The sequence below is a fragment of the Spirosoma areae genome (assembly GCF_054781775.1).
In genome coordinates, this window is the sequence record NZ_BAAGTT010000054.1 from 182,766 (window position 1) to 195,780 (window position 13,015).

General features: G+C 50.5%; 13 protein-coding genes. 3 read left to right on the plus strand and 10 right to left on the minus strand.

Annotation, left to right across the window (positions count from 1 at the left end):
* Positions 1 to 7 precede the first annotated feature (7 nt).
* Positions 8 to 1,921 carry an NADH-quinone oxidoreductase subunit L gene (gene nuoL / locus ACYVI1_RS31145; protein ID WP_460915540.1) on the minus strand — a complete coding sequence of 638 codons (1,914 nt, stop codon included), beginning with the start codon at positions 1,919 to 1,921 and terminating at the stop codon, positions 8 to 10.
* Between the two features lie 87 nt (positions 1,922 to 2,008).
* Positions 2,009 to 2,353, minus strand: coding sequence for an NADH-quinone oxidoreductase subunit NuoK (gene nuoK, locus ACYVI1_RS31150; RefSeq protein ID WP_460915541.1), 345 nt, complete (start codon positions 2,351 to 2,353; stop codon positions 2,009 to 2,011).
* 216 nt (positions 2,354 to 2,569) lie between these two features.
* Between nuoK and ACYVI1_RS31155 the strand changes: the two genes are divergently transcribed.
* Positions 2,570 to 3,499 carry a Kelch repeat-containing protein gene (locus tag ACYVI1_RS31155; protein ID WP_460915543.1) on the plus strand — a complete coding sequence of 310 codons (930 nt, stop codon included), beginning with the start codon at positions 2,570 to 2,572 and terminating at the stop codon, positions 3,497 to 3,499.
* A gap of 8 nt (positions 3,500 to 3,507) precedes the next feature.
* Here ACYVI1_RS31155 and ACYVI1_RS31160 read toward each other — a convergent pair whose 3' ends face one another.
* From ACYVI1_RS31160 to ACYVI1_RS31180, 5 genes are all read right to left on the minus strand, one after another.
* Positions 3,508 to 4,338: an exonuclease domain-containing protein gene (locus ACYVI1_RS31160; protein ID WP_460915545.1), complete on the minus strand. Its 831-nt coding sequence runs from the start codon at positions 4,336 to 4,338 to the stop codon at positions 3,508 to 3,510.
* A gap of 103 nt (positions 4,339 to 4,441) precedes the next feature.
* Positions 4,442 to 4,834, minus strand: coding sequence for an ExbD/TolR family protein (locus ACYVI1_RS31165; RefSeq protein WP_460915683.1), 393 nt, complete (start codon positions 4,832 to 4,834; stop codon positions 4,442 to 4,444).
* A gap of 121 nt (positions 4,835 to 4,955) precedes the next feature.
* Positions 4,956 to 5,666 carry a MotA/TolQ/ExbB proton channel family protein gene (locus ACYVI1_RS31170; RefSeq protein ID WP_460915546.1) on the minus strand — a complete coding sequence of 237 codons (711 nt, stop codon included), beginning with the start codon at positions 5,664 to 5,666 and terminating at the stop codon, positions 4,956 to 4,958.
* 204 nt (positions 5,667 to 5,870) lie between these two features.
* Positions 5,871 to 7,001 carry an alkane 1-monooxygenase gene (locus ACYVI1_RS31175; protein ID WP_460915547.1) on the minus strand — a complete coding sequence of 377 codons (1,131 nt, stop codon included), beginning with the start codon at positions 6,999 to 7,001 and terminating at the stop codon, positions 5,871 to 5,873.
* A gap of 12 nt (positions 7,002 to 7,013) precedes the next feature.
* Positions 7,014 to 7,985, minus strand: a complete 972-nt coding sequence (locus ACYVI1_RS31180; RefSeq protein WP_460915549.1) for a zinc-dependent alcohol dehydrogenase family protein — start codon at positions 7,983 to 7,985, stop codon at positions 7,014 to 7,016.
* A 216-nt stretch (positions 7,986 to 8,201) separates the two neighbouring features.
* Between ACYVI1_RS31180 and ACYVI1_RS31185 the strand changes: the two genes are divergently transcribed.
* Positions 8,202 to 8,927, plus strand: a complete 726-nt coding sequence (locus ACYVI1_RS31185) for an MIP/aquaporin family protein (protein WP_460915551.1) — start codon at positions 8,202 to 8,204, stop codon at positions 8,925 to 8,927.
* A 2-nt stretch (positions 8,928 to 8,929) separates the two neighbouring features.
* Here the strand turns inward: ACYVI1_RS31185 and ACYVI1_RS31190 are convergent, their stop codons facing one another.
* Together ACYVI1_RS31190 and ACYVI1_RS31195 are read right to left on the minus strand one after the other, a co-directional pair.
* The gene (locus ACYVI1_RS31190) at positions 8,930 to 9,184 is read right to left on the minus strand and encodes a hypothetical protein (RefSeq protein ID WP_460915552.1); all 255 of its coding nucleotides are present in this window, start codon (positions 9,182 to 9,184) and stop codon (positions 8,930 to 8,932) included.
* A 3-nt stretch (positions 9,185 to 9,187) separates the two neighbouring features.
* On the minus strand, positions 9,188 to 9,376 hold the full coding sequence (locus tag ACYVI1_RS31195; protein ID WP_460915553.1) for a hypothetical protein: 189 nt from the start codon (positions 9,374 to 9,376) through the stop codon (positions 9,188 to 9,190).
* Between the two features lie 88 nt (positions 9,377 to 9,464).
* Here ACYVI1_RS31195 and glpK point away from each other — a divergent pair, with 88 nt between their 5' ends.
* The gene (gene glpK, locus ACYVI1_RS31200) at positions 9,465 to 10,970 is read left to right on the plus strand and encodes a glycerol kinase GlpK (protein WP_460915554.1); all 1,506 of its coding nucleotides are present in this window, start codon (positions 9,465 to 9,467) and stop codon (positions 10,968 to 10,970) included.
* A 75-nt stretch (positions 10,971 to 11,045) separates the two neighbouring features.
* On the opposite strand, the gene ACYVI1_RS31205 is transcribed toward glpK, so the two are convergent.
* Entirely contained in the window at positions 11,046 to 13,013 is a 1,968-nt protein-coding gene (locus tag ACYVI1_RS31205) for a PAS domain-containing sensor histidine kinase (RefSeq protein ID WP_460915555.1), read from the minus strand.
* Positions 13,014 to 13,015: the final 2 nt, after the last annotated feature.

Genomic DNA, 13,015 nt, shown 5'->3' on the forward strand with positions numbered 1-13,015 from the left:
AACCGTCTTAGAACCGAATGAAGAACCGCAGGGCAAAAATGACAACAATACTAACGACCATCGCCAGAACGTAGAACCCAATGGAGCCGTTTTGCAACAACCGCAACTGCGCCGAACTTTGCCGAACTAACCAGGCTACGCCGTTTACAACGCCATCGACCAGGCCTTCGCCAAAGCTATACAGTGCATCGCCCAAACCACGAATGGGCCGAATGATGATTATTTCGTAGAGTTCATCGACATAATATTTGTTGTACACAACCTGCTCTGGCAACGACCGCCCGGCTGATTCGGGGGCCGGAACCAACGAGCGGCTGATGTACATGACATAGGCTACAATGGCCGCCAGCAAGGCAACCCCTGCCGAAACCGCCATCAGGATGTATTCGGTGCTGTGTTCAATAGTCGATTCGGCAAAAGCTTCGGGATTCACCTGCCGCGAGCCTTCGAACAAAGGTGCCATGAAGTTGCTCAGCCAGCCATTGCCGGGCAGATTCAAGCCTCCGCCAATAGCCGACAGAATGGCCAGCACAATTAACGGAATGGTCATCGTTCCCGGTGATTCGTGAAGGTGATGCCGCTGCTCGTCCGTTCCCCGGAACTCGCCAAAGAAGGTCAGGAACAGAAGTCGGAACATGTAGAATGAAGTCAGGCCGGAGCCGAGAACGCCCAAGGCCCAAAGGATTTTGTTGTGGGCAAAAACGTGCGCCAGGATTTCATCTTTCGAGAAAAAGCCCGCGAAGGGTGGCAAACCCGAAATAGCAATCGTACCAATCAGAAACGTGATAAAGGTGATGGGCAAGGCTTTCCGCAGACCACCCATCTTCCGAATATCCTGCTCGTCGGACATGGCGTGGATAACGCTGCCAGCGCCGAGGAACAACAGGGCTTTGAAGAACGCGTGGGTAATAACGTGAAACATGCCCGCTGTGTAGGCCGTAGCGCTCAATCCCAGAAACATATAGCCCAACTGCGATACGGTCGAATAGGCCAGTACTTTCTTGATGTCGTTTTGCAACAGACCGATAGAAGCGGCCAACAGAGCCGTTGCAATGGCGATACCCCCAATAATTTCGAGCGTTAGCGGAGCCAGTGTATAGAGCACATTGGAGCGAACGACCATATAAATACCGGCGGTCACCATTGTAGCTGCGTGAATCAGAGCCGAAACGGGCGTTGGACCAGCCATCGCGTCGGGGAGCCAGGTATAAAGCGGAATCTGTGCCGATTTGCCCATAGCTCCCACAAAAAGCAGCAACGTAATGGCCAGAATGGTTTTGTCGCCCATCTCCAAGCTCGTAGCCTGCTTGAAAATGTCGATATACTCAACCGTACCGAAGGTGTTGATGAGCATGAAAATGCCCAGCAAAAAGCCCAAATCGCCAATGCGGTTCATCACGAAGGCTTTCCGGGCGGCATTGTTATAACTTGTGTTTTTGTTCCAGAAACCGATGAGCAGATACGAACAAAGCCCAACGCCCTCCCAGCCAATAAACATGATGACGTAGTTGGACCCCATCACGAGCAGTAACATGAAGAAAATGAACAGATTCAGGAAGGCCATGAACTTGCCAAATCCTTCATCATGACTCATGTAGCCAAGGCTGTAGAGGTGAATCAGCGAACCAACGCCCGTGACAACGAGCAGCATCAGCAGCGATAGCTGGTCAATCTGAAAGGAGAAATTGATGTGCAAATCGCCAACGCTAATCCAGTCGAAAAGAGTAGCGATAATGGGTTGGTTATTTCCTGCCCGGAAAGCGCCGAACAGATACAAGGATAGCAGAAATGAAGCCAGCACAGCCCCCGTCGCAAGGACTCCGGCCAAACCCTTCGGCACCCGGCGAGAGCCAATGCCATTGATCAGGAAACCTATAAGCGGAAGGAGCGGAATTAACGCACAGAGTAATTCTATTTTCATTAGTCGTCAGTCGATAATCATCAGTCGATAGTCAATCGTCGTTAGTAAAGCCACTAACGACGATTGACTATCGACTGATGGCTTATTTTACCATTTCAGTTTATTGAGCAAGCCCACGTCGATGGAGCGGGTATTCCGGTAAATCATGACAATAATAGCCAGCCCGACAGATACTTCGGCGGCAGCAACGGCCATAATGAAAAAGACGAATACCTGCCCGGCAGAATCGGAGCGGTACGATGAAAAAGCAATGAGTAATAAATTAACAGCATTGAGCATCAATTCAATCGACATAAACATGATGATGGCGTTGCGCCGGGTCAACACGCCGATAATGCCGATAACGAACAGTGCGGTACTGAGAATCAGGTAATACGTAAGCGGTATTTGCTGAATGACTTCCGGAATGAGGACGTCCTGCGTGGGTTGCATGGGTTGCCGGTTAATAGAAAGTGACGCAAAGGTAAAGATTATTCGGAATTGGTGGAAAGGTGTTTTTTATCGTCATGTCATTTGGTAACCCATGTATTCGCGGGTTTTTCCGCCTAAAATTCAGTACTTCTACGCTAAAAAAAGCCGAACTTATTCAGGAATTTTGGCTACCCAAAATCATGATTATCAATTCGTTGCCTCTAACGACCTCAAGCTATGAAACTAGTTCTTTTCTGCCTTTGTCTACTGGCTCTGGCCAGTTGCAAAAAATCCGAAGACGCTACCCCGGCAGCTCCTGAAAAAACGGTGAATGATGTTGTTTTAACTGCCAGACAACTCAACATGCCACTAAGCACATTCGATACCGGGCCTTATCCGCTCCAATCGGTATTAGTTGGCAACTCGATTTATTTTGGCAATTACTCCAACACGGCCAAGACGCAGTTCTTCGTTCGGTATGACTTGGGCAGCAACAATTTTTCCTCCGCGTTAGCCAAATCGAGTAACGTATGTGGTTGCGGTTACTCCAGTAAGTTAGTTTCCGATGGCACCAACATTTTCTTCATTGCCAACGATGCCACCAAATATACCGCATCAGCCAATGCCTGGTCGACTCTAACCTACCCCACAACGGCAAAAGATAATAATGGAGAGGCTGGCGTAGGGTATTATAGTGGCAACATTTATTTTGTTGGCGGACGTACACCCACTACACTGTTTAAGTATTATACTATCAGTCAGGATAAGTGGTTTACATCACCAAACTACCTCTATTCAACAAATAGAAGCCAGTTGGCTAATTATAAAGATAAGCTTTATGTGCTGGGCGGAGAGGGTGCAAAGCGGAAAGTGTCTTATTTTTCGACGGCTACAAATACATGGACAGCGCTACAGGACGCCCCTATTGACATATCCAGTAGTTATGAAAGTACGTTTGCTGCTGTGTTGGGCGATTATCTGTTTCTCTTACAAAACCAGTCGATTTACGTCTATGACCTTGTAAAAGATGTATGGGCAAAAGAACCAATCAAACAGGATAATGTCCCCAGCTATGGCAATCTCTTCTCGAACGGACAAAAACTGTATATCGCTGGTAAGAATACCTCAAACATCCCGGCTATTACTGAATTAACCATGTCGATGTAAGCGCAGGGTTATCGTTTTCCGTTCGTAGCCAATCCGTTCGTCAGCATCCGCAGCCGGATTTCGGTGAGCCGACGTTTAGTATCGAGTGGAAATTCGCCCTTAAGCATCCAGTCATAAAACGACGGTTCTTTCTTCAGCACGTCCAGCACGGGCAAGCCTTTGTGTTTACCAAAGTTAAAAACCTCCTCGCCATTGGCGTTGATGATGATGCGACCCGCCAGGTCGACGTTGGTATTGGCAGTGAGGCTATGGAGCATGTCAACGTCGTTCTCAAAAACAACATCCTTTCCGCTATCGGTTTTGGCAACCATGCCGAGGTAGCGTTGCACCTGCGCGTTGAGCACTTCGAGTGTGGCAATTGTATCGACCTCGGCGCCGTGAGCCCCAATCAGTTCTTTATTGCAGTAGAATCGGTAAGCGGCTGAGAGGTTGCGCGGCTCCATCAAATGAAAAATGCGCTGGGCATCGACCAACCGACGGTTTTTCATATCGAAATCGACGTTTGCCCGCAGAAATTCTTCAACTAAAAGTGGTACGTCGAAGCGGTTGCAATTGAAGCCTGCCAGGTCACAACCATCGATGAACTGCGCCAGCATTCGGGCAATCGACTTAAAGGGGGGCGCGTCTTTCACATCCTCGTCGTAAATCCCATGAATCAGGCTCGACTCCAGCGGAATGGGCATACCCGGATGCACCCGGTATGATTTGCTGACGCTCTCCCCGCCTGGCATTGCTTTAATGACGCAGATGTCGATGATGCGGTCTTTGGCAATATTAATACCGGTTGTTTCGAGGTCGAAAAACGCGAGTGGCTTTTTGAGGAGAAGTTGATGGGTCATAGCCAAACCGGGATTTAGCACGGTCAGGCCACAAAGGTAAAAAGAGTTTGTAGTTTATAGTTTAAAGTTTGAGGTTCGCTGACGCGTTTCTACACCGTTAAACTTATTTGGAGGTGGCCATTACCATTTTGATGTTCAGCTTCGCCCCTGTTTGCAGCACGTCGACCAAGTCCTGAACCGTGAGCGTTTTGTCGAAGCGCACAATAACCGTAGGCTCAGCAATACCAGCCATGATGGTTTTCAGTTCGGTTTCCAGCGTAGCGGCATCGACCGGTCGTTTGTCGATAAAATACTGTTTGTTTCCGTCTACCGACAGCGTTATCTGCTTTTTGCTCAACTGCTGCGATGATGCGGCTTTGGGCAAGAGCAGTTTAATGACGTTTGGGTTGGCAACCGTCGAGATAATTAGAAAGAACAACAACAGGAAAAACATGATGTCGTTCAGCGAGGAGGTCGCGACTTCGGCAGCAAATTTACGTTTACGACGGAGTTTCATAGTAGGTAATGGATAATGAATAATGTACCGCACGGGCGGTCCCAAATGGATAAAGCGCAGTTCGTCGTATCCATTAGTCATTATCCATTCGGGGCCGCCCGTGCGGTACATTAGTCATTAGTTACCGCATCCGGGCGGGTTCGGTGGTTGGTTTCTGGAGGACTTCGATAAACTCGAACGCATTCATCTCAAGGGCGAGGGTGAACCGCTCAATCATCATGTTCAGCAGGTGATAGCCCGTGTAGGCAATAACCCCAACAATCAGGCCCGCCCCTGACGTAATCATTTTTTCGTACAAGCCCCCGGCAATAATTCCAACGCTGATATTGTCGGACAGCGAAATGTCATAGAAAATGCGGATAATACCGGAAATGGTCCCAATGAATCCGAGCATCGGCGCAATACCGGCAATGATGCCTAAGTAGCCCATGTTTCGCTCCAAACGCGACAGTTCGATTTGCCCAACGGTTTCAACGGTGCTTTCAATCTCTTTAATGGGTGAGCCAATGCGACCAATGGCTTTCTCAAACACACGGCCCATAGCAGTACGCTGATTCTTGGCAAACGACTCCGCCGATTTGATGTTTCCCTGCGCCACCATATCCCGAACATTGTCGATAAAATTGGCATCAGAACGGGTTTGGGAGCGGATAACGAAATACCGCTCAAAAATCAGGTAGAGCGTGGCGAAGAATAAAAAAGCAATGGGGACCATTACCCAACCCCCTTTGGCGACCAAATCAAACAGTTGCAGCGATTGGGGTTGAACTGCCGTAGTGGCCGACAGCGATGCGGCTGTGGTGTCGATAGCCGGAACCTGAAGCAAAAGCATAGAACGAGTCGGGTAAAAGAGATGAGGATAAACCAGTAGTCGTTACTGGAACAAACGCGCTGGTTTCGTCAGATATTGTTTCAAAGATAACGAAGCCTGCCTAATGATAGAAGTAACGCGGGTGGAAACCCGTGATTTATTACCAGACTACATGTAAGGCGCGGGTTTCCACGGCAACGGCCGACCGTCCGCGCTACTGTGAACTTACGCAAATTGCTTCACCAAAGCGGCAATCTCTTCGGGCTGGCAGGCGCGGGTCTGCCAGCGTTCGAGCCGGGGGTTCATCAGGGCAAACCAGAGTGGCGGCACAAACGCCAGCAGAATCATGAGTGGATAACCGCCCGGCAGTTGCGGACTTTCATCAAAGTGGCGCAGGACCTGATAAGGCCGCGATGCGTAGGCATGGTGGTCGGAGTGCCGCTGTAGTTGAAACAGTACCAGATTACTCACCAACTGACTGGCATTCCAGGAGTGCAGCGGGTTAACCCGTTCGTATCTCATGGGTTGGCCGGGCCTTCCTGAAATCTGTCTCCGCACGATTCCATAATGCTCGATGTAGTTAATACTTTCCAGCAACAAAACAGCCACTAAACTTTGCGTGGCGAAGAAGACAGGAACATTCCAGGTCAGATAGCCTGCCCAGAGGCTAAAACCAGAAGTGAGCATAAGACAAAGCAAAAAGGGCAACAGCGTAAACCAAATCATCTGATTCTGTCGGCTCCAGACCGGCTGGCCCACTTTTGTGAGCGATTTTGCCTCAATGCGCCACGCACTCCGGTAACTTCCCCTCACCGTCTGCCACCAAAAGGCATAGAGTGTTTGGTTTTTGTGCGCCGTAGCCGAGTCTTCCGGCGTAGCCACATGCACATGATGTCCCCGGTTGTGTTCGATGAAAAAGTGCATATAACTCACTGACAACAGGGCCATTTTGGCGTGAAACTGGGCAATTTGGCTGCTCCGGTGCCCCAATTCGTGAGCGACATTGATGATGGTTCCGGCAAACAATCCGATGTTTACTATCAGATGAATTTGCTGGGCCATTGTCAGTGAATCCGTAATCAGGATGTAACAGCCCCACAGCAAAAGGGCATATTGCAGGTAAACGAACAGATACAACAGGATACTGAAGTAAGGGTCGTTTAGGGTACTTTCGTATCGCTCATGACTGACGTTGCTGCGGTCTTTGCCGATGAGTACGTCAAGCAACGGCACAATTAAATATACGTAAAAACTACCGGCCCAGGTCCAGCGCATGTCATTGACGTAATAACCACCCAAAATGACCGCCAGCAAACTGAACGACCACAGAAAGCCGAGTTTTTTTACGATGGCCATAGGGCTACGGGCTTATGGTTTCACTAAAACTTTTCCCCGGCGTCCGGGCCGGTCGGCGTGTTCGACGGCCTCGGCAATCTGGTCGAGTGAATACGAGGCTTCGACGGGTAATTGAATTTTCCCCGAGGCCAGCAGGCCAATCACGTTCTGGGCAACATCCTGCCGGGTGTGGCTATCCACCCGACGCATCCAGTCGGTCAACCAGAAGCCCTTGATAGTCAGTTCTCTGAATATCATCAGGCCCGCATTCAGAATGGGGTCCTGCAAACTCATCAGGCCATAAATAAGCATCGTGCCGCCCCGTGCCAGGCATTTGACCGCTTCTGTTGCGGTATGTCCGCCAACCGCATCGAGGACGCAGGCCACTCCGGTACCATCGGTGATTTGTTTGACACGGGCCACCAGGTTTTCGGTTTCGGTATTGATCACTTCGGTCAGGCCCAGGGTTCGCAGTTCGTCGTTGAGGTCATCGCGCCGAACGGTGCCAATGGTTTTGATGCCCCGCATGGCGCATAATTGAATGACCATTTTCCCAAACGCTGAACCGGCCGCCGTGAGCATCAGCCACCCTCCTTCCGGCACCCCCGAATCCTGAACCATGGCATAGGCCGTGAACGGATTAACAAACAACTGAGCTGCCACATCGTCCGACATGGCATCGGGCACCGCAATCAGGGCACGCTGGTGAGCAATGGCGTATTCTGACCAGGTACCGATACTCGTAAAACTCACCCGTGTGCCCGTCCGCATCTGAACGCCCTCACCCAGTGCGTCTACAATGCCCATGCCCTCGAAACCCGCTCCCGATGGCAACTGTGGCCGAATACCGTACAGGTTCTGCACGAACATACTATCCGACGGGTTAATTGGCGAGGCAATCACCTTGATGCGAACCTCGTTTGGGCCAGGTTCGGGCATTGCTATGTCGGCTAATTTGAGAACATCAGCAGGTTTACCGGTCTGGTCAAAAATAATGCTTTTCATTTGTCAATGAGTGAGTTAACAGGTAGTAATCGACTATAGCAGTCGGTTCGTTCATTAAGACTTTTATTCTTTGTTTGGAATGGGGCCAAAAATATGACTTAATTCGCACAAACTATTCCTAAACCTTGAAAGACAGTCGATAGTCGTTAGTCTTTAGTGGCCAGCGTCTAACGCAGATAGCGATTGACTATCGATTATTGACTGTCAACTAATTTCATGCAAACGTCTCCTTTTATTGGTGAGTTAATCGGCACGATGGTGCTGCTTCTGTTAGGTGATGGCGTTGTTGCCAACGTTGTGTTGAAACAAACAAAGGGCGAGTCGTCAGGCTGGATTGTTATTACAGCGGGCTGGGCGTTTGCTGTAATGATGGGCATTTTTGTGGCAAAAGCCTTTGGAAGTGTCGATGCCCACCTGAACCCCGCCGTTACGATTGCTTTTGCCGTAGCCACCAACGATTTCAGCCACATTGTTCCTTACATCACGGCCCAACTCATTGGTGCTTTTCTGGGGGCGGCTTTAGTTTGGCTACACTACCTGCCCCATTGGGCTGCAACCCCCGACCCTGCCGCTAAATTAGCCTGCTTTGCTACCGGCCCAGCCATTCGGAACACAGGCGCAAACTTCCTGAGCGAAATGCTCGCAACGCTGGTGCTGATTCTGGGCTTGTCCGGCATTTCGTCCAAAAATTTAGGGGAGCTGGCTATTGGCGTCGGGCCGTATCTGGTAGGTATTCTTGTCTGGAGTATTGGGCTTTCGCTCGGTGGCACAACCGGTTATGCGATGAGTCCCGCCCGCGATTTCAGCCCGCGTCTGGCGCATGCCCTGCTGCCCATTCCGGGCAAAGGCTCGTCAGACTGGGGATATGCCTGGATACCCGTTGTGGGACCCTTAGTTGGGGCCGTTGTTGGCGGGTTTCTGATTCGCTGGTATGCGTTGTAAGTCTAAGCCGTTTGCTGATACCGATTTAACTTATCCTTCGCTCGTTGCAGTGCTGGCTCCATATCGTCAATTCTCCGTTCTGTTTCAGCAAAGTATTGGCCATTTAATTTGTCAGCCGCTACTTTATCTGTTTCTGTCAATTGAGTATAGTACGCTTTATAGCTGGCTACTAATTGCTGGCGTTCGGCGTCGGTATGAGCCTGTTGAAATAGGTTATGATACTGTTCGGTCCGTTCAATCACAGTGTTCATAGTCATGTATTATAGATTGAGAAGTTGATCGATTTTGAGAATGGTATTTCGGTATTCTACTGCCTTCTTTATCAGGAAGTCGTGCTTTTCGTCGTCATCCCGAATGGAGTACCGAAGTATTTCTTTGTTGACTTCAATTAGATATCGCTGTAAGATTGCCTTCATATCAAGCCAATCCTGCCGTTCCGCTTCGGTCATCAAGGCTATGGTTTAGGTAATAGGCAAATTACCTACATTAGTTCTACTCTCTTAACAATCTAACAAAGATTTTTTTCACGTCCATATTATGCCCCAATACGTAGCCGCCATTGACCAGGGAACCACCAGCACCCGTTGTATCGTGTTTGACCGGCAGGGTCAGATTGTTTCTGTAGCTCAGAAAGAGCACAAGCAGATTTACCCACAACCCGGCTGGGTCGAACACGATCCCGAAGAAATCTGGCGGAACACCCTCGAAGTCATTGCACTGGCCCGCATTAAGGGGAAATTATCCGTGCAGGATATTGTGGCCGTTGGCATTACCAATCAGCGCGAAACCACCGTTGTCTGGAACCGTCGAACAGGCAAACCCTACTACAACGCCATCGTCTGGCAGGACATGCGAACCGCCGATTTAGTGACGCAGTTTTCAACGGGCGAAGGTGGGCAGGACCGGTTTCGCCCCCAAACCGGCCTGCCACTGGCAACTTATTTCAGCGGACTCAAACTCAAGTGGCTTTTAGACAACGTGCCGGGCCTGCGGGCCGATGCCGAACGGGGCGACGCGCTCTTTGGCAACATGGATTCGTTCGTGGTCTGGAACCTGACGGGCGGCACAAATGGCGGCCTACACCTGACCGACGTGACCAATGCCAGCCGAACGCAGTTAATGAACCTCCAGACCCTGAATTGGGACGACAGCTTACTAACTGATTTCACGGTGCCCCGCGCCATGCTGCCCCAAATTCGGCCCAGTAGTGAAATATACGGCACGGTTTCCTCTGAGGTGCTGCCGGGTGTGCCGGTGGCGGGTATCCTGGGCGATCAGCAGGCGGCCTTAGTTGGCCAAACCTGTTATGAGCCGGGTCAGGCCAAAAATACCTATGGCACGGGCTGCTTTCTGCTCATGAACACCGGCACCGAACTGCGGGCGTCGACCTGCGGCTTGTTGACAACCGTTGCGTATCAATTTCAGAATGAGCCGGTTCACTACGCGCTGGAAGGCAGCGTGGCCATTGCCGGCGCACTCGTTCAATGGCTGCGCGATAACCTCGGCATCATTAAAAAAAGCACCGATATTGAACCCCTTGCCCGGTCGGTCGATGACAACGGTGGCACTTATTTCGTTCCTGCCTTTTCGGGTTTATATGCCCCACACTGGAAGGCCGACGCGCGGGGCGTTATTGCCGGACTGACCCGCTTCGTAACCAAAGGCCATCTGGCGCGGGCCGTTCTGGAAGCCACTGCATATCAGACGGTTGACGTAGTTCGGGCAATGGAACAGGATGCGGGCGTTTCGCTCAAATCATTGCGGGTCGATGGCGGCATGGTCGGTAACTCGCTGCTGATGCAATTTCAGGCCGACGTACTGAATGGCCCCGTCGTTTGCCCCCGCATGACCGAAACCACCGCCCTCGGTGCAGCCTATGCCGCCGGGTTAGCGGTGGGCTACTGGCAGAATTTAGACGACCTGCGCCAGAACTGGGGCATCGCCCGCATCTACGAATCAACGATGGACGACGCCCAGCGCACCCGGCTTATGCGCGGCTGGCAAAAAGCCATTGAGCGGTCGTTTGGGTGGGAAGAAAGTTGATTTGGGCTGTAATAATGAAAGGACTTTGACAAAGTTCAAAACTTTGTCAAAGTCCTTTCATTATTACAGCCCAAATCACATGGGCAAGTACACCCGAAATGTAGTGCCTTCGCCCAGTTGGCTGCTGACCTGAATGGTACCGCCATGATTTTCAGTAACGCGTTTGCAGATGGCTAAGCCAACGCCCGACCCTTCATACTGCGACCGAACATGGAGCCGCTGAAACACTTGAAAGATACGGTCGGCGTATTTTTCGTCGAACCCGATGCCATTGTCTGACACGCTGATTTCAGCGAACGATGGCAAATCAGGCAGGTTCGCAATCGGCAATAGTGCTGCAATCGCAGACAGGTCGGCCTGCTCAATGCGCTGACAGCGAATCTGAATGTCAGGCTTTTGGTCGGGCCGCCTAAACTTAATCGCATTGCTTAACAGGTTTTGGAACAATTGCCGGAGTTGCATTTGATTGCCTGATAAAGTCGGTAGGTCATCTACAGTGATCGTTGCTCCCGATTCATCAATTGCCAGGTCAAGGTCAGTTAATACATTGTTGACCAAATCAGTCAGTGCCACCGGCTGAAATGGTTCCTGCGATGCACTCAGCCGCGAGTAGGTCAACAGGTCTTTAATCAGGAGCGACATCCGCCCGGCGGCACCCTGCATTCGATGCAGGTAATCCTTCCCGGCCTGATCCAACAGCGGTGCATACTGGGTTGTTAGTAAGTCGCCGAACGCCTGAATTTTACGAAGAGGCTCCTGTAAGTCATGACTGGCAATGTAGGCAAATGACTGAAGATTTTCGTTCGAGCGTTTGAGTTCGAGATTAGCCACTTTCAGGGCGCGGGCCTGCTGCTGCTGATTCAATTCAGCTTCTTTGAGAGACGTTACGTCAACATAAGCGTAGAGCAGCCCATCATCCACTTTCGTAAATGACCCTTCATACCAGCCCTTCCAGCTAAATTCTTCGTAGGGAAATGTTCGTTTACAATTGTTTTCCGTTTCGACGGTCTCGACAAACCAGGCAAATAAATCAGACGATTGCCAACCCACAAACAGGTCGCCTACTTGCCGATTCGTCATTTCAGCAACCGTTCTATGCGCCCGGCTGGCATTGTATTCATTCGTCAGCAGAATACGAAAGTCGATTATTTGCCCGGCTTCGGGTCCATCACCAGGGTTCCGTATTGCTGATAGCAGGAGCAATCCCGCCTGGGTATGATCAATCACCGTCTGTAACGTCCCGGCCTGTTTTTGAACATACTTCCGGGCCTGATGAAGTTCGTTCGTGTTCTGATAAATCGAGACAAGCCGATTCTCATCCAGGCGCGTTACCTGACAGTACAGGTAGTTATCATAGCCATCATAGTGGTAGTGTTCTTCAAATAACTGGGCTTCTCCAGTACGCAAAGCAGCTTCGTAAGCCTGCCAAAACCGCGACTTACGGGATTCGGGGAATAAGGTGAGCAACCGCTGACCAATGTATTCCTCCCGATTCATATTGGTCTCCCGCAGCGTTTGCTCACTGATGTAATCGTACTGTAGATCAGCCAGTTGACCCTGGTCGTCGCGAATGACCGTAAATACCGACAAGCCATTGGTCATCGAACGCAGCACCCCGGCAAACGTATCGGCCTGTTGCTGAAGGATCAGTTCGGTTTGTTTACGGATGGTAATATCCTGATAAGTCAGTACAAATCCTTTGGCCCAGGGAGTAGCCATAATGGTATACCATCGACCAAAGGAAGGGTAAAACCGCTCATCCTGGAAAGACTCCCCGGTTTCGCAGACAGTAATATACCGATGAAAAAGCCCGTCTGTATCGGTCGCCGGATGCAGCTCTTTCATGGTTCGGCCTGGCGCCCAGTCGGTTGGGTTTCCGACCATGCATAATCCGGCCTCATTGATCCACAGAAGTCGAAAATCGGCAATAAGGCCGTCCTGAGTTTGTATGCTTTCGTAGACCGTAATGCCCAGCAATGACGACGCAAACACACTTTCCAGTAAGTCTGTCGACCACGAAACAACGGCATTCGTGTTTTTCATAG